We start from the raw sequence: 16,170 nt of genomic DNA on the forward strand, positions 1-16,170 counted from the left end.
ATGGCACGCAACGACACTCATGCAACGCTGATCGTCGGCGCCGGCTTCACCGGGCTGGGCGCCGCGATCAAGCTGGCCGAGGCGGGCGTCGAGGACTTCGTCATCCTCGAGCGCAGCGACCGGGTAGGCGGAACCTGGCGGGACACCACCTATCCCGGTGCCAGCTGCGACATCCCGTCGCTGCTGTACTCGTTCTCGTTCGTCAAGAACCCGAGCTGGTCACGGACCTACTCCCCCGCCGACGAGATCCGCAGCCACATCGAGGACATGGCCACCCGATTCGACATCCGGCGGCGTATCCGGTTCGGCCAGGAAGTCAACGGATTGTCGTTCGACGAGGACACCGGGGTCTGGACCGCAACCACGGCGGGGCGCAAGCGGTTTCGGGCCCGCACCGTGATCCTGGCGTCGGGCCCGCTGCCGGACTGCAGCTTCCCCGACATCCGCGGCCTCGACTCCTATCGCGGGCACAAGATCCACAGTGCCCGCTGGGACCACGACTACGACTTCACCGGCAAGCGGGTAGCCGTGCTCGGCACCGGCGCCAGCGCCATCCAGATCATTCCCGAACTTGTCAAGCAAGCCGGATTCGTCAAGGTATTCCAGCGCACGCCGGGCTGGGTGCTGCCGCGCCTCGACGTCGCCACACCACCGGCGCTGCAAACCTTGTTCGCGAAAGCGCCCGCGGCACAGGAGCTTGCGCGACAGGCATTGTTCTGGGGCCACGAGGCCAGCGCCACCGCGCTGGTGTGGAACACCCCGCTGACTTCGCTGGTGGCGCGGCTGGGCAAGGCCCATCTGCGGCTGGCGGTCAAAGACCCGTGGCTGCGCCGACAGCTGACGCCTGACTTCGCGCCGGGCTGCAAACGCATGCTGGTCTCCAGCGATTACTACCCTGCGCTGCAACGCGACAACTGCAAGCTGATCGACTGGCCGATCGCGACGCTGAGCCCGGCCGGCATCCGCACCAGCGACGGCGTCGAGCATCACCTGGACTGCATCGTGTTTGCCACCGGCTACGACGTGCATCTGACCGGTCCGCCGTTCCCCGTCACCGGGCTGGGCGGCCGGTCGCTGGCCGCCGAATGGGCCGACGGCGCACAGGCTTATAAGAGCATCAACGCCCACGGCTACCCGAACCTGTTCTTCATGACGGGCCCCAACTCCGGGCCGGGCCACAACTCGCTGCTGGTCTACATCGAGGGCCAGCTCGACTACGCGGTGCGCGGCGTCACCACCATCCTCGAGAACGACCTGCGCTACCTCGACGTGCGCGCCGACGTCCAGCGCCGGTACAACGAACGCATCCAGAAGCGGCTGACCAGGACGACGTGGATGTCCGGATGCCACAGTTGGTATCTCACCAAGGACGGGTTCAACGCGTCGATGTACCCGGGATTCGCCACCCAGTATCTTCGACAGATGCGGGATTTCCGGTTCGACCACTACGAGGCGGTCGCACGGCCCGCCGATGTCCGGGTCAGTTCATCGGCCTGATGGCTCCGAACCGACCGCCACGAGCAGAGACCGGCACCATCGCCGGCGTGCTGGCCAATCTGCGGCGCGCGCCGAAGCGCGTGCGGCGCCAATCGCGGGAAGTCATCGAAACCGCTGTGTCGCAACTGTTCGACGCGGCGGTCCGGCATCCGCACGGCTCCCCGGTCTCCGGGGAGTACCGCATCGACGACCTGGCCCGGCTGGCCGGGACCACCACCCGCAACATTCGGGTCTACCGCGATCGCGGCCTATTGCCACCGCCGCTGCGCGTGGGCCGGATCGCCCTGTTCAACGACACCCACCTGACCCGGCTGCGGTTGATCACCTCGATGCTCGACCGCGGATACAACATTGCGCACGTGCGGGAAATGCTCAGCGCGTGGGAAGAAGGCAAAAATCTCGGCGACGTGCTGGGCCTGGAGACCGCGATCGTGGGAACCTGGACCACCGAAAAGCCGGAAACCATACCGCTTTCCGACGCGCAGCGGCTGATCGGCGACGCGGCGGCATTCGATCGGCTGGTGGGGCTGGGGGTGATTCGGGTCGACGGCGCGCAGGCCACGATCACCCGGCCGAAACTGATCGAGGCGTTCAACGAGATCCGCGGCTACGGCGTGAGCATGGACAAGCTGATCGACCTGCACGAGCAGATCGTTCCGCTGGTCGACCAGATCAGCGAATTGCTGGTGCGGGCGGGCGCTGAGCACGTCGCTGACCGCGTCAAACCGGGCGAGGCCCTGCCCGCCGACACCGAAATCGCCGAACTGATCACCATGTTGGTGCGGTTCCGCACGCAGGCCGTCGCATCGGTCACCGCCACTCTGGCGTCGTCGATCGAATCGACAATCGAATCGCTGGTCAGCAGCATCCTTGCCGACTACATGGAAAAGTCGGCGGCCGACGCCGACTGAGTTTCCGCGCCGTTGACCTGCTGGTGAACACGCGGTCATGCGATGTTGACAAGCAGTTCACGCCGCGGCAGCGCAGCCCCAAGCTAATCCCCAGCTTGGCCTGTTTATGCTCTTAGCGCCACGCGGCGGGAACGCGCCCGCCGCGGCGCCCCATATAAGGGAGAGAGACCTGATGCTCCTCGAGTTCTGGCAGAACTTCACCCACAATCTGTTCAAGCCGCTGCTGCTGTTCTTCTATCTCGGGTTTCTCATCCCAATCCTGAAGGTGGAGTTCGAATTTCCCTACGTGATTTACCAGGGCCTGACGATGTACCTATTGCTAGCCATCGGCTGGCACGGGGGTGAAGAACTCGCCACGATTCATGCGTCGAGCGTCGCCAACATCGCGGGATTCATCGTCCTGGGATTCGCCCTGAACTTCGTGATAGGTCTGCTCGCCTACCAGCTGCTGAACCGCCTGACATCGATGCGGCGGATCGACAAGGCGACCGTCGCGGGTTACTACGGGTCGGACTCGGCAGGAACGTTCGCGACCTGCATCGGCGTGCTGGGGACCGTCGGAATGGCGTTCAACGGTTTCATGCCGGTCATGCTGGCCGTCATGGAGGTGCCCGGCTGCCTGGTCGCGCTGTATTTGGCGGCTCGACTGCGGCACAAGGCGATGGACGCGGCGGGCAACATGCCGGGCGAGCCCGGCTACATCGCGCCCGCGAAACTCGGACCCGGGGCGGCTGCCCGGCCGACTCCCGGCGACGACCTCGAGACCCGCGAACGGGCGATCGAGCAGGAAGCGGAGCTTGCGCTGGAACGCCGCGAGCATGGAGACGGCGGAAAACCGCGCATGGCCACCGGCCAGCTGCTCAGGGAGGTCCTGCTCAATCCGGGTCTGTATCTTCTCTTCGGCGGCATCGTCATCGGTTTGGTCAGCCGCCTGCAGGGAGCCAAGGTCGTGCACGACGACGACAGCGTGTTCGTCACGGCCTTCCAGGGTGCGCTATGCCTGTTCTTGCTCGAGATGGGCATGACGGCATCCCGCAGGCTCAAGGACCTGAAAGCCGCCGGGCCGGGGTTCATCTTCTTCGGTCTGCTGGCGCCCAACCTTTTCGCCACCCTCGGCATCATCACCGCCCACAGCTACGCGCACCTCACCCACACCGAGTTCAAACCCGGAACGTACATCCTGTTCGCGGTGCTCTGCGGCGCGGCATCGTATATCGCAGTTCCGGCGGTGCAGCGTCTGGCGATTCCGGAGGCAAGCCCCACGCTGCCGCTGGCCGCGTCACTGGGGTTGACGTTCTCCTACAACGTGACGATCGGGATCCCGCTGTACATCGAGCTCTCCCGCATCGTCGATCACTGGTTCGGTTAACGCCGAACCAGATACGGCGCCAGCGTGGTCAGCTTCTCGCAGGTTTCCTCGAATTCGCGGCCGGGCTGCGACGCCTCGATGATGCCCGCCCCGGCGCGCAGCCACGTACGCCCGTCGCGTTCGTAGGCCGCTCGCAGGGTCAGCGCCGCGTCAAGTCCGCCGTCGGCCGAAAACATCACCACCGCACCGGAATACAGGTCGCGCGGACTCTCGTCGAGACGCAGGATCGCGTCGACGCTTGCGGCCTTGGGGATTCCCGATGCGGTGACCGCGGGGAACAGCGTCTCCAGGGCATCCATCCGGTCTTTCGACGTGTCGAGGCGCGCGCGGACCGTCGAGCCGAGATGTTGCACGCTGCCCCGCTCCCGCACGGTCATGAAGTCGGTGATGACGGCGCTGCCCGGCGTCGCCACCTCGCTAATTTCCAGCAGTGAGCTGCGAACCGAAATAGCGTGCTCGACAATCTCTTTGGAGTTCGACTCGAGGTCGACGCGGGCCTGGCCGTCACACGCCGCGCCGCGGCCCAGCGCCCGGGTGCCGGCCAGTGGCTCGGTGATCACGGCGCCGTCGCAGTGTACTGCCGTCACCAGTTCGGGGCTGTAGCCCACCGCCCGAACACCGCCGAGCCGCAACAGAAATGAGCGTGCCGGAGTGTTGTGTCGACGGCCCAGCCGATAGGTGGATGGGAAGTCCAGCTTGAACGGCACGTCGACGCAGCGGGACAGGATCACCTTGTGGTACTTGCCGCTCGCGATCTCGCCGATGGCCGCCGCTACCCGAGCGTGATAGCCGGTGGCGTCGCCGGCCACGTCGATCGCCGATGCCGACGGCGTGTCCGGCAGGCCGCCGCGCAAGAGCCCGTCCACCACATCGCGCTGGCGCTCGTCGGCGTCGGACACCCGCACCTCCTCGGGTGTGACGACGATGCGGGTGCGCGGCCAGAACACCCGAGCCAGCGGAGTGTGTGGCGCAAGGCGATCCTGCAGCCCGAAGCGGAAGGCGCCGAATTCGAATGCGACCCAGCCGAAGGCCTGGTCGGTCTCGAGCAGCAGACGGTCGACCGCCTCGCCGAGAACCGGTCCCGGCCGCCCCGTCCACGTCTGACGCTGCGTGACGCCGTCGCGGATGACGCGCAGCTCATCTCGATCCAGCTCGACCATGGCCAGCACACCGATGGCCAGCACCCACTGGCCGTCGTGCTCGTAGAGCAGATATTCCTCCCCGTCGCGCTCCGGCAGCGATGCAACCAGCTCAGCGGCCAGGTCGGCCGGAGCGATCCCAGGGGGTAACCGGAACGACAGTGACGGGGCGCCTGCGGGACTTGTCTCGACACTGACCTCGGTCACGGTTAGTAAATGTAGCCTAACCTATCCACCGGCGGGCATCTCCGGTTCGACATCGACCCCGGTCACCGGCGCGCGGCACTTTGAGTAGCGATGACTTTAAGTCCATGCGGCGGCGCTCGACCCGCGCTGAGCACGCCGTTTCGCCTCGATGCGACGTCTACGCGCGCGATGCGACGTCGCGCGCGTCGACCCTGAGTGTGATTGGTTTTGGTCACCGAACGTTTGCGCAACGTTCAGTCCCCAGTCTCGCAGCGGATCGCGTCCAGAAGGAGGCCGTTCGTAGCATCACGGGCAGCCCGACATTGGCCAGATCCACGACCTACGCCAATCACGAATACAGAAAGGGGCAACCGCCGTGTTCATCATCCGGCTTCTCGACGGTGAAGAAGTGCATGCCAACGACGGCGACACGCTCTCGATCAACCAGGAAACCGGCGTGCTCACCGTCTCTCGGGTGGATGGTTTCGAGGAAGTCACCACCTACTTCTCGCCCTCGGCGTGGGCCTCGGTGACGCATCGGGTCAAGGGCGCGGGGCTCAAGAAGGCGTCGGCCTAGCCGTTAGCCCTCGGCCTGCCCTTTGGCACTGAACTGCACGGGCAGCGCCGCCGGTGAGCGGAATGCCACCCCGACTACGCGCGGCGGGGGTTCGCTGGGATCCAGTCGCAGATCCGGCAGCCGGTCGAGCAGCGCGTTGATCGCGACGGTGGACTCCATCCTTGCCAGGTGCATGCCCAGACACAGGTGCGGACCGCCGCCGAAGGTCAGGTGGGTGATGTTCGCGCGGGCCGGGTCGAACCGGTCGGGATCGGGGTAACGCGCCGGATCCCGGTTGGCGGCCGCGACGCTGACGCTGACGTTGGTGCCGGCCGGAATACCGACCCCGCCCAGTTCGCAATCGTGGGCCGCTCTGCGCATCACCGTGGTGATCGGCGGCTCCCAGCGCAACGCCTCCTCGATCGCTCCGTGGACCAGGCCGCGGTCGGCGCGCACCGCCTCCCACAGCGCGGGCTCGGTGAGCAGGCCGACCAGCAGGTTGCCGGAAGCGCGGTAGGTGGTCTCGACTCCGGCCGGCAGGATCAGCAGCAGGAACGCGAAGATCTCGTCGTCCGTCAGCCGGGCGCCGTCGATCTCGGATTCGGCCAGCGTGCTGATCAGGTCGTCCTGCGGGTCACGGCGCCGCGCGGCCAGGATCTCCCCGAAATACGACTTCAGTTCGGCCGACGCGGCCAGACCGCACTCCCAGTCGTAGACCACGTTCAGCAGTTCGATCGACAACCGCTGGAAGCGCAGGTAATCCTGGCGCGGCAAGCCCATCATCCGGGCGATGACCTGCACCGGGAAGGCGAAGGTGAACTCGCGCGCCAGCTCGGCCCGGCCGCGCGGAGCGAACCGGTCGATGAGCTCGTGCACGACGACTTCCACCAGCTCGCTGCGCCACCGCTCGAGCAGCGCCGAGCGGAACGACGGCGACACCAGCGCGCGGCTGGCCCGGTGTTCAGCGCCTTCGAGTTCGAGCAGGGTGCGGCCCATGACCGGGCCCATGATCTGCTCGTAGATCGACGACGAGAACGTGTCGGGATGGGTCAGCACCGTCTGGCACTCGTCGTAACCCAATACCGTCACGCCCGCGGAACCCAGTGTCTGGCTGGAGGTTTCGCTGAATGGGTTGCCGACCATGACCCGGTGCTTGGTGCGTGCCTCGCGGAGTCGCTCGTGCACGTTTTCGACTTGCTTGAGCAGGCCGCCCTGCAGCTCGGCGGGGTCGAATTCGTCGACGGTCATGACGCGGTCACCGTCTCGGTGTCACGCCCGGACCGCAGCACGGTCCCGGGCGTAGCTCCGGTGGCCACGCCGTCGCGGCACACCTCCACCCCGCCGACCAGCACCGAGCTGATGCCGCGGGCGTCGGCCACCAGCCGCGGCGCACCGGCGGGAAGGTCGTAGCGGGTGCGCTCGGGCCCGTGGCCGACGGTCGCCGGATCGAAGAGCACCAGGTCGGCGTGCCAGCCCGGCGCGATCCGGCCGCGGCCGGTCAGCCCGTAGAGCCGGGCCGGCACGTCGGTGATCAACCGCACCGCCTCCTCGAGCGTCACCACCTGATGCTCCCGAACCCCGTGCCCCAGCAGCGATGTCGTGTAAATGGCGCCGCACATCATGTCCAGGTGCGCCCCGGCGTCGGAGCCGCCGATGACCGCGTCGCGGTGTCGCCACACCTCGGCGCGCACCCGCCAGTCGGCGGCGTCGTCACCGCTCGACGGCGGCGTCAGCCCGGTGCGCAGCTCGTCGGCGACCACGATGTCGCACAGCGTGTCGAACGGCGCTGATCCCCGCGCCGCGGCGACCGCGCCCACGGAATGCCCTGCGGCGTCGGCGTTTTCGGGCGCAAATGTTTCGACGATGATCAGGTGCTCCCAGTGCGACAGCCCACGCAGGATGCCGGCATCCTCGGATTGGGCGCCGGCGTCGAGGCGACGACGGACGTCCGGGTCGGAGAGCGCCTTGAGCCGCTCGGGCACTGGCAGGTGCATGGTGTCGCGCCAGCCGGGCAGCCCGTCGAGCACGAAGCCGGTGAGGAAGGACAGCCGGATTTTCATCGAGTGGGGCAGGGTGAGCGCGACGACCCGCCCGCCGCGCTGGGCGGCGACCTCCGAGGCCCGCAACTGGCCCTGGTGGCCGGCCGGATTGGCCGCCGACACCCCGAGCACGTTCCAGTTCAGCGGCCGGTCGGCGGCCCGCGACATGTCGGTGAGCAGCCCGATGTCGTAGTCGGTGAACCCCGACAGGCAACCGGGGATGATCGCCTCCAATGTGGTGCCCGGGTGGTTCCGAAGGCCGCCCGCCAAGGCCACCAGTTCCTGACGCGACGCCGCTCGTGACGGCACCGGCTGCCCGGCGCCGTCGTTGTGGGTGTGCGACTGTGACGTCGAAAACCCCAGCGCCCCAGAGTTCAACGCCTCCTCGAGAAGCGCAACCATCCGCTCGATCTGCTGCGGCGTCGCTGCCCTACCGACCGCCTCGTCACCCATCGCCGCCAGCCGCAACGCCGAATGACCAACGAGGAAGCCGGCATTCACCGCGATGTGGCCGTCGAGCCGTTTCAGCCAGTCGCCGAACGACGTCCACTGCCAGTCCAGGCCGGCCCGCAGCGCCTCCAGCGGCATGCCCTCGACCCGGGCAAGCATTCGGGTGAGGTAGTCGTGCTGTTCGGCAGCCGCAGGCGCCAGCGTGAATCCGCAGTTGCCGCCGAACACCGTCGTGACCCCGTGCTGCAGCGACGGGCTCGCGGTCGGATCCCAGAACAGTTGCGCATCGTAGTGGGTGTGCAGGTCGACGAAACCAGGCGCCAGCGTCTGGCCTTGCGCATCAACGGTTTTCGCGGCCAGCTCGTCGGTCTCCCCCACGGCGACGATCCTGCCATCCTTGACGCCGACGTTCCCGTGACGGGTGGGCGCCCCTGTGCCGTCGACGATTTCCGCGTCGCGGATCAACAGGTCGAGCATGTCAGCCAGCCGCTGTCCGGTAGTGGGTGGCGGAAGAGCTCCGCGGCGTTTCGGTGGGTGATGCGGGCGGCGTCGTCGGCAGACAACCCCGCAACGTTGCGCGCGACGACCTTCTGGGTGTCGGGCCACGTCGAATCCGCGTGCGGATAGTCACTTTCGACGAGGATCCGGTCGGCGCCGATGGCGTCCAGCGCGCCGAACGCGTGCGGGTCGTCGATCGAGCAGAACCAGAAGTTGCGGCGCAGCACTTCGCTGGGCAGCAGGTCGCTCGTCCACGAGCCGCCCTCGTGTCCGGATGCGGAGTGAGCCAGCACATAGTCGGCGCGGTCGCCGAGCATCGCCGCCCAGCCGAGCCCGCCTTCGGCCAGCGTGATGTTCAACTTCGGGAAGCGCACCGGAATCCCCGACCACAGCATGTCGGCGCATGCGACCAGAGCATTGACCGGAAACAGCGTGGTGATGGTCTCGAATGGGGTGTCCGGCGCGGGAATTGGTGCCCACTGTGCTGATCCGGTGTGCAGGCACACGACGGTGCCGGTCTCCTCGCACGCGGCGAAGAACGGGTCCCACACCCCGGTGTGCAGACTGGGCAGCCCACATTGGGCCGGCAGCTCGGGAAAGCTGACCGCCTTGAAGCCGCGGGCGGCGTTGGCGCGGATTTCCTCGGCGGCCAACTGCGGATCGGCCAGCCACGGCAGCTGCAGCGGGATGATGCGCTCCGGGAAGCTGCCGGCCCACACCTGAAGATGCCAGTCGTTCCAGGCCCGCAGCACGGCCAGGCCCAGCTCGGGATCTCTGCTCTTCCAGAACACGGTTCCGGAGAAGCCGGCGATCAGCGACGGGAAGTTCAGCGACGCCCAGATGCCGGCCAGATCCATGTCGGCGATGCGTGCCTTGATATCCCAACAGCCAGGGCGCATTTCGTCGAACCGGGTCGGCTCCATGCTCCATTCCTCCGGCGGCCGCCCAACCACCGCGTTGAGTCCGACGTTGGGGTAGTCGCAATCCTCGTAGCGCCACACCTGGCGTCCGTCGTCGGTCTCGACAATCCGCGGCGCCCGGTCGGCCAGCGCGGTGGGCAATCGCCCGTCGAACATGTCGGGCGGCTCGATGACGTGGTCGTCGACCGAGATCACCACGTGCCGTCGCTCTCGCGGAGCTGGGTCCGGCAGCAGCGCCATAGAGGAAGCTAACGACGGCTTTTCACGGGTGTCAATGCTATCTATGCAATGACAGCGAAGTTAGGCGATTTCGGCGCGGTAACCGTCGCTTAGCGCAAGAAAGCGCGCCGAAATCGCTTATCGCGGGGCCGGCTGCCGGACGAAGGCCCGCGGCTGGGTGAATGCCCGGATGCCGTCGACCCCGAGCTCGCGGCCCAGCCCGGACTGGCCCACCCCGCCGAATGGCAGCCGCGGATCCTGGGCCGCCATGCCGTGGCAGTTGACGCTGACCGTGCCCGCGACCAGCCGGGCGGCCACCGAGTCGGCCAGCGCGTCGTCACCGGTCCAGACCGACGCGGTGAGCCCGAAGTCGGTGGCGTTGGCGGCGTCGACCGCGTCGTCGATGCTTTGGTAGCCGAAGATCGGCAGCACCGGACCGAACTGCTCCTGGGCGGCCAGCGCCGCGTCGGGCGCCAAACCCGTGACGACCGTGGGCAGTACGAAGTAACCGCCGGAGTCGGCGTCGGCCTCCCGAATCCGGCCGGCGGCGCGGACCGTCGCACCCCGCGCCCGGGCGTCGGTGGTCAGCGCCTGCACCCGGTCGCGTCCGGCGGCGGTGTGCAGCGGGCCGAGCGTGGTCTCGTCGGCCAGGCCGTCACCGACCACCTCCCGCTGGCAGCGCGCGAGCACCGCGTCGGCCAGCTCCTCGACCCGGGCCGCCGGCGCGTACAGCCGTTTGATGGCCATGCACACCTGACCGCCGGTGGTGTAGGTCGCGGTCACCAGACGCTCGACGAGCTCGTCGGTGATCTGAAGATCCGGGCCGATGATCGCGGCGTCGTTGCCGCCGAGCTCGAGCAGCACCGGCGTGAGGCGAGACGACGCCGCCGCCATCACCGCGCGCCCGGTGGCCACGCCGCCGGTCAGCGAAATGACGTCGACGCCGGGGTGGGTGACCAGCGCCTGGGCCAGCTCGCTGCCCGGGCCGGCGAGCACGTTCACCACCCCGGGCGGCAAGGCGGCGGCGAACGCCTCGCCGAGTTGCAACGCGGCCAGCGGACACGTCGGCGGCACCTTGACGACGGCGGTGTTGCCGGCAACCAGTGCCGACGACAGCTTGGTTATTGCCAGCGCCAGCGGCCAGTTGAACGGAAGCACAAGCGCCGCAACACCATACGGCTCGCGGTGCAGCCGCGGGTAGGCCTGTTGCGGGTCGATGTGCTCGGGCGCCAGCGCGGCCTCGGCCATCGAGCCGAGCAGCGATGCCAACACGGGCGCGGTGTCGATTTCGAACCTGGCTTCCGACAGCACCTTGCCGTGCTCGCGGGTGTACAGCCGGGCACCGTCGCGGGCACCGAGTTGCTCGGCGGCCCGTGTTGCCGCCGCGGTGACGGCCGCGACCCGCTCGGCCACGTGCAGGGCGCGCCACCCGGTCAGAGCGCGACGCGCGGCCTGCACGGCGGCGTCGAGCTGTTCGGGGCCGGCGGCGGGGGCGTCCCCGACGATCTCGGCCGGGCGCGCCGGATTGTGCACCGGGTAGGTGCTCGCGCCGGGTCGGGCCTCGCCGTCGATGGTGAGCATCGCGCTGCCTCCTTGACCCGGTGCGGTCGTGTCGCAATCGTAGGTCGCTATGCGGGCGGTCGTGCTGCATCAGGTCGGGCGACCGAGCGCGGTCGAGGAGCTCACGCTGCGACCGCTCGTCGGCCACGAGGTGCGGGTGCGGCTGGCCGCCAGCGGTGTGTGCCACACCGACCTGTCGGTGCGCGACGGCGGCATGCCCGCGCTGCTGCCGTGCACGCTCGGCCACGAGGGCGCCGGCGTCGTCACCGAGGTCGGCGATGGCGTGCACGCCGTCGCGCCGGGTGATCACGTGGTACTCACCTGGAACGTGCCGTGCCGGGCCTGTTCGCACTGCTTGCGCGGCGATGCCCAGCTGTGCCCGCACGGTCTCGACCACGCCTTCGGCGAGCCATACGGGCGCGACAGCGCCGGGCCGGTATGGCCGGCGATGGGCGCGGGCGCCCTAGCCGAGGAGACGCTGCTGCCGGCCGCCGCGGCGGTGCCCGTCGATCGTTCGCTACGGCTCGACCACGCCGCGCTGCTGGGCTGCGCGGTGATCACCGGTGTCGGCGCGGTGCTGCGCACCGCGCTGGTCCGGGCCGGCCAGAGCGTGCTGGTAATCGGTTGCGGCGGTGTCGGTTTGGCCGCGATCCAGGGTGCCCGGCTGGCGGGCGCGGCGCCGATCATCGCCGCAGACCGGGTGGCCGGCCAGCTTCCGGCTGCGACGGCCAACGGCGCCACCGACACCGTCGACGCCGGTGCGGCCGATCTGGTCGCCGCGGTGCGCGAACTGACCGGCGGCGAGGGCGTCGACCATGCGATCGAGGTGGTCGGCAAGCCGGCCACCATCCGCGCGGCCTACGACGCCACCCGTCGCGGCGGCACGATCACCGTCGTGGGCGCCGCCCGCATCGAGGAGAGCGTGAGCTTTCCCGCGCTGTCGATGATGGCCGACGGCAAGACAATTCGCGGCAGCGTGTACGGCGGCAGCGACCCGGCCCGCGACATTCCGATGCTGGCCGCGCTGGCGCGTCGCGGCCGTCTCGACCTCGAGGCGCTGGTGACGCGGCGCATCGGTATCGATGACGTCGAAACGGCGTTCACCGACATGGCCGCCGGACGCGGAGCGCGCAGCGTGGTCTGCTTCGACGCCTAGTAGCCCGGCCAGCACAAGATCTCGTCGACCGCCGCGCGTTCGGCGTCGGTGAGCGGCCGCATGGTCGGGTCGATCGAGTAACCCAGGTACCAATCCAGGGTGGCGTAATGCGCTCTCGCGTAAGGCCCGTCGGTCAGGTTGGCGACGGCGTCGCGTCGGCTGCGGTGCGAACTGATATAGGTGCCGTCGGCGGCGGTGACACACCATCCGGCCGGGTGGCGGGCAATACACCAGGTAGCGGGCGGGTTCGCGAAATACCATGCCGCAACCCGGATGAACCCGTCCAACGTCGCATTGATCGGCTGGCTCATGCTGATCTCCGAAAAGCAAGCGCGCCTGCGTATCTCGTCAGATGTCCTTCGCTCGGCAATGTGATACAAGGCGTATCGCGGTCCGACGATACATTGCGTATCACCGGTTGGCCAGGCTCAATCTCGATAAAGTGGGGCAGTGGCCACCCGGATTCCGGGGTCGTCTCGAAACGGCGGGAATTCCCCGGCGTCGGGGCGGCGCGAGCAGATCCTGGCCGCCGCACGAGCAGCGATCGAGGAATACGGCCCGAGCGCATTGACCGGCCAGATCGCGCAGCGCGCCGGGCTGGCCCGCCCCAACGTCTACCGGCACTTTTCTTCCAAGGACGACCTCGACCTCGCGCTGGCCCGCAGCGCGTATCAGGAGCTGCGCGCCGAGATCCGCGGCGGACTGGACCTCTCCGGGACCCCGCTCGACGTGATCCGGGCGCCGATCGCCGCCCAGGTCAACTGGGCGGATTACCACCCGAACCTGTACCGGTTCCTGGTCAGCCGGGGTTATCAGCGCAACTCGCAACGGCAGCGGGTCGACCGCAGCGACTTCGCCGCCGAGCTGGCCGCGGCCGGGGCGCGCTACTTTCCCCGTTTTGCCGAGGATCCCGACGCCGCCGAGGCGACACTGGTCGCGCTGATCGGACTGGTCGACGCGTCGGTGCTGCGCTGGCTGAGCCGTCCCGTCGGAACCCGCGAGCAGCTGATCGACCGGCTGACCGCCCAGGCATGGCTGATCATCGACCACCATCTGCGCGGCTTCGGCATCGAGGTGAATCCCTCCGTGCCGCTGCCTTAGTCGAGCAGCGTGCGCACCAGCGCGTCGGCCAGCAGCCGTCCGCGGTCGGTGAGCACCAGCCGCTCCCCCTCGCGCGCCAACAGGCCGTCGGCGACGGCGACCGCGGCGCGCTCGCGCTCTCCGGCGTCCAAGATGTCCAGCGGCAGCCCGTCGCGAATCCGGATGCGCAGCATGACCTCCTCGGTATGCAGGGCCTCGGCGTCGAGTTGCTCGAAGCCCGCCACCGGCAGCGCCGCGTCAGCCAGCCGTTGCGCATAAGTGTTGGGGTGCTTGACATTCCACCACCGCGTCGCGCCGACGAAGCTGTGCGCTCCCGGCCCTGCGCCCCACCACTGTCCGCCGTCCCAGTAGCCGATGTTGTGCCGGCACTGCCCGCCCAGGCGGCTCCAGTTGGACACCTCGTACCACCGCAAACCCGCTGCCCGGAGCCGCTCGTCGACCAGCTCGTAGCGACGGGCCAGCACGTCGTCGTCGGGAGCCGCCAGCTCGCCGCGTCGAATCCTTCGCGCCAACGCTGTGCCGTCCTCGACGATCAGCGAGTACGCGGACACATGATCGGCGCCGGCGTCGATCGCAACGTCCACCGACCGGCACACGTCGTCGTCGGATTCACCCGGCGTGCCGTAGATCAGGTCGAGGTTGACGTGTTCGAAGCCGGCGGCCAGCGCCTCACCGGCCGCGGCCGCCGCCCGTCCCGGCGAGTGCACCCGGTCCAGCGTCGCCAGCACCCGCGGCGCCACCGACTGCATTCCCAGCGATATCCGGGTATAGCCCGCCGCGCGCAGCGCCTCGAAGAGCTCCGGTGACGTCGACTCGGGGTTGGCTTCCGTGGTGATCTCTGCGTCCGAGGCCAGACCGAAGTGCCGGCGCACCATCTTCAGCAGCGTGCACAATCGCTCCGCGCCCAGCAGCGACGGCGTCCCACCTCCGACGAACACCGTGTCGGCCACCGGCCCGCCGAGCCGCGCGGCGGCCAGCTCCAGTTCGCAGCCCAACACCTGCAGCCAGGCGTCGGGGTTGACCCCGCCCAGTTCCGCCGGAGTGTAGGTATTGAAGTCGCAATATCCGCAGCGAGTCAGGCAAAACGGCACATGCACATACAGCCCGAAGGCGGTGCCGGGGCTTAGTTGAATGGCGGGCAGGTCGGCCGGTGGTGCCGTCATGCCACGACATCATCCCACCGGGGTTCTACCTGGGCCCGTCCAGCTGGTTGAACATGTAGGTCAACAAGTGGTTCAGCGAACCCACCGGCGCTGCCCTTCGAGCCGGAGTGGCGCATCCGGGCCAGGCCTTGGGCCCCTGGGTCGCCATGATCCGCTGCGCCACCTGGATCTGCTGGTCACGCGACGCGTTTTCCGGTGCCCCGACGCCGCCGTTGGCCTCCCAGGTCGCCTGGCTGATCTGCAGGCCGCCGTAAAAACCGTTGCCGGTATCGGCCGACCAGTTGCCACCCGATTCGCATTGGGCAAGGGCGTCCCAGTTGACAGGCTCCGCGGATGCGAGGCTGCTGAACGGAACGATCGATAGTGCGGCGAGCGCGATTGCCGGCCTGACCCTGGTTTTCATCGCAGTTGCACCTTGCTGGCCAGCCACCGGCCGTCGACTCGCTCCATGGTCATGTTGATGCCGGCGAAGTCCACCACCGAGTCGGGAGCGTCGATATTGCTCACCAATTGCTCGACGAACAGCGCAACCTCGACCTTGTCGGTGCTGGCGGACTTGACCACCGATTCGACGACCTGGCCCTGCGCGTTTGCCTGGTGGTCGAGCAACACCGTGCGCAGCAGCCCATGGGATTTGTCGTAGCGCTGCCTGAATTCACCGGTCGCGCCGTCGCGGATCACAGCGATATTGCGGTCCATCGCCTTGCTGTCGAAATTCGTCAACGCGACGGCGTATTTCACGGCCGCGGCCACTGCCTGCCGTGTGGCGACGTCGGTTTGGTGTCGCTCGAATTGCAACCGGCCCACATAGCCGCCCGCCCCGGCCAGCGTTACCGCCAACGCCGCGGCGGCCAGCCAGCGTAGGTGTGCCCGCCTGGGCGTGGAGTGGCCTTCGTCACGAGCGCCGGCCTGCGGGGCCTCGACTTCGTTCATGTTAACCGCCTAGCTGCCCGCGCCGAACGGCGCGCACGCAGGTAGTTTGAGGCAGTTCAGCGGCTTTTTCGGCGATCGACACGCCTGTCTGCCGGCTTTTGGCTCACGGTGACGAAAACTTCGGCCTGCTGAAACGGCCCGCCGAGGTGTGTGGCACAATGGCCGGGTGACCGTCGCCTATTGCACCGAGTCCGGGGTTGCCCTGGTTGCGCGGCGGCACATCGATCTCAAGCGTGTCTGCAGCTGTCGCTGTCTGCCTTGATGTCGTAGACCCGCCCACCTGTACTTGCAGCTGGCTGCCGGATCTGCGCCGCCGGGACAGCCACCGGTGATCCGCGCGGTCCATGCCGGCTCCTCCGCGAAGGAGACCGCCGAATGACGACCACCCGCCCGGCCAAGGGCCGTAGTGAAGGCCAGTGGGCGTTGGGTGAGCGTGAGCCGCTCAATCCGACCGAGCAGCTCAAGTTCGATGA

16 protein-coding genes are annotated in these 16,170 nt (G+C 68.3%); 7 read left to right on the forward strand and 9 right to left on the reverse strand.

The annotated features are described in order from the left end of the window. The 3 genes from AWC14_RS04390 to AWC14_RS04400 all read left to right on the forward strand — a co-directional run bounded on the left by AWC14_RS04390 (position 1) and on the right by AWC14_RS04400 (position 3,777). Positions 1–1,497 (forward strand): flavin-containing monooxygenase, encoded by a 1,497-nt coding sequence (locus tag AWC14_RS04390; protein ID WP_045379123.1) that lies wholly within the window; start codon positions 1–3, stop codon positions 1,495–1,497. Further along, positions 1,497–2,408, forward strand: a complete 912-nt coding sequence (locus AWC14_RS04395) for a MerR family transcriptional regulator (protein WP_045379126.1) — start codon at positions 1,497–1,499, stop codon at positions 2,406–2,408. Before AWC14_RS04390 ends, AWC14_RS04395 begins: the two co-directional genes overlap by 1 nt. 172 nt (positions 2,409–2,580) lie before the next feature. Continuing rightward, positions 2,581–3,777, forward strand: coding sequence for a sodium-dependent bicarbonate transport family permease (locus AWC14_RS04400; protein WP_045379130.1), 1,197 nt, complete (start codon positions 2,581–2,583; stop codon positions 3,775–3,777). Here the strand turns inward: AWC14_RS04400 and AWC14_RS04405 are convergent. Beyond that, positions 3,774–5,123 (reverse strand): salicylate synthase, encoded by a 1,350-nt coding sequence (locus tag AWC14_RS04405; RefSeq protein ID WP_045379133.1) that lies wholly within the window; start codon positions 5,121–5,123, stop codon positions 3,774–3,776. The genes AWC14_RS04400 and AWC14_RS04405 overlap by 4 nt on opposite strands. Positions 5,124–5,478: 355 nt before the next feature. Between AWC14_RS04405 and AWC14_RS04410 the strand changes: the two genes are divergently transcribed. Continuing rightward, the gene (locus AWC14_RS04410) at positions 5,479–5,679 is read left to right on the forward strand and encodes a hypothetical protein (protein WP_045379136.1); all 201 of its coding nucleotides are present in this window, start codon (positions 5,479–5,481) and stop codon (positions 5,677–5,679) included. A gap of 3 nt (positions 5,680–5,682) precedes the next feature. Here AWC14_RS04410 and AWC14_RS04415 read toward each other — a convergent pair whose 3' ends face one another. The 4 genes from AWC14_RS04415 to AWC14_RS04430 all read right to left on the reverse strand — a co-directional run bounded on the left by AWC14_RS04415 (position 5,683) and on the right by AWC14_RS04430 (position 11,365). Beyond that, positions 5,683–6,906, reverse strand: a complete 1,224-nt coding sequence (locus AWC14_RS04415) for a cytochrome P450 (protein ID WP_045379139.1) — start codon at positions 6,904–6,906, stop codon at positions 5,683–5,685. Then, the gene (locus AWC14_RS04420; protein WP_045379142.1) at positions 6,903–8,624 is read right to left on the reverse strand and encodes an N-acyl-D-amino-acid deacylase family protein; all 1,722 of its coding nucleotides are present in this window, start codon (positions 8,622–8,624) and stop codon (positions 6,903–6,905) included. Before AWC14_RS04420 ends, AWC14_RS04415 begins: the two co-directional genes overlap by 4 nt. Further along, the gene (locus AWC14_RS04425; protein ID WP_052425590.1) at positions 8,609–9,805 is read right to left on the reverse strand and encodes an amidohydrolase family protein; all 1,197 of its coding nucleotides are present in this window, start codon (positions 9,803–9,805) and stop codon (positions 8,609–8,611) included. The genes AWC14_RS04420 and AWC14_RS04425 overlap by 16 nt, the downstream gene beginning before the upstream one ends. Positions 9,806–9,922: 117 nt before the next feature. Further along, positions 9,923–11,365 carry an aldehyde dehydrogenase family protein gene (locus tag AWC14_RS04430; protein ID WP_045379148.1) on the reverse strand — a complete coding sequence of 481 codons (1,443 nt, stop codon included), beginning with the start codon at positions 11,363–11,365 and terminating at the stop codon, positions 9,923–9,925. A 49-nt stretch (positions 11,366–11,414) separates the two neighbouring features. Between AWC14_RS04430 and AWC14_RS04435 the strand changes: the two genes are divergently transcribed. Further along, a complete protein-coding gene (locus AWC14_RS04435; protein ID WP_045379151.1) occupies positions 11,415–12,500 on the forward strand; it encodes a Zn-dependent alcohol dehydrogenase in 1,086 nt (361 codons plus the stop codon). Here AWC14_RS04435 and AWC14_RS04440 read toward each other — a convergent pair. Further along, complete coding sequence (locus tag AWC14_RS04440) at positions 12,497–12,811, reverse strand: hypothetical protein (RefSeq protein WP_045379154.1); 315 nt, start codon at positions 12,809–12,811, stop codon at positions 12,497–12,499. The genes AWC14_RS04435 and AWC14_RS04440 overlap by 4 nt on opposite strands. 139 nt (positions 12,812–12,950) lie before the next feature. On the opposite strand from AWC14_RS04440, the gene AWC14_RS04445 reads away from it, so the two are divergent. Further along, positions 12,951–13,601, forward strand: coding sequence for a TetR/AcrR family transcriptional regulator (locus tag AWC14_RS04445; RefSeq protein ID WP_235215911.1), 651 nt, complete (start codon positions 12,951–12,953; stop codon positions 13,599–13,601). Here the strand turns inward: AWC14_RS04445 and hemW are convergent. Genes hemW through AWC14_RS04460 form a run of 3 tightly spaced genes read right to left on the reverse strand, consistent with a single transcriptional unit; the run spans position 13,598 to position 15,697 of the window. Then, positions 13,598–14,764, reverse strand: a complete 1,167-nt coding sequence (gene hemW, locus AWC14_RS04450) for a radical SAM family heme chaperone HemW (protein ID WP_045379156.1) — start codon at positions 14,762–14,764, stop codon at positions 13,598–13,600. The two genes, AWC14_RS04445 and hemW, sit on opposite strands and share 4 nt — an antisense overlap. 25 nt (positions 14,765–14,789) lie before the next feature. After that, complete coding sequence (locus AWC14_RS04455; RefSeq protein WP_045379158.1) at positions 14,790–15,167, reverse strand: transglycosylase family protein; 378 nt, start codon at positions 15,165–15,167, stop codon at positions 14,790–14,792. Then, positions 15,164–15,697, reverse strand: coding sequence for an Mce protein (locus AWC14_RS04460; RefSeq protein ID WP_142281554.1), 534 nt, complete (start codon positions 15,695–15,697; stop codon positions 15,164–15,166). The genes AWC14_RS04455 and AWC14_RS04460 overlap by 4 nt, the downstream gene beginning before the upstream one ends. Positions 15,698–15,863: 166 nt before the next feature. On the opposite strand from AWC14_RS04460, the gene AWC14_RS30135 reads away from it, so the two are divergent. Then, complete coding sequence (locus AWC14_RS30135; protein WP_369386622.1) at positions 15,864–15,959, forward strand: Ms4527A family Cys-rich leader peptide; 96 nt, start codon at positions 15,864–15,866, stop codon at positions 15,957–15,959. Positions 15,960–16,170 lie beyond the last annotated feature (211 nt).

Origin of the sequence: Mycobacterium kyorinense (genome assembly GCF_002101735.1) — a bacterium.
GTDB lineage: Bacteria > Actinomycetota > Actinomycetes > Mycobacteriales > Mycobacteriaceae > Mycobacterium > Mycobacterium kyorinense.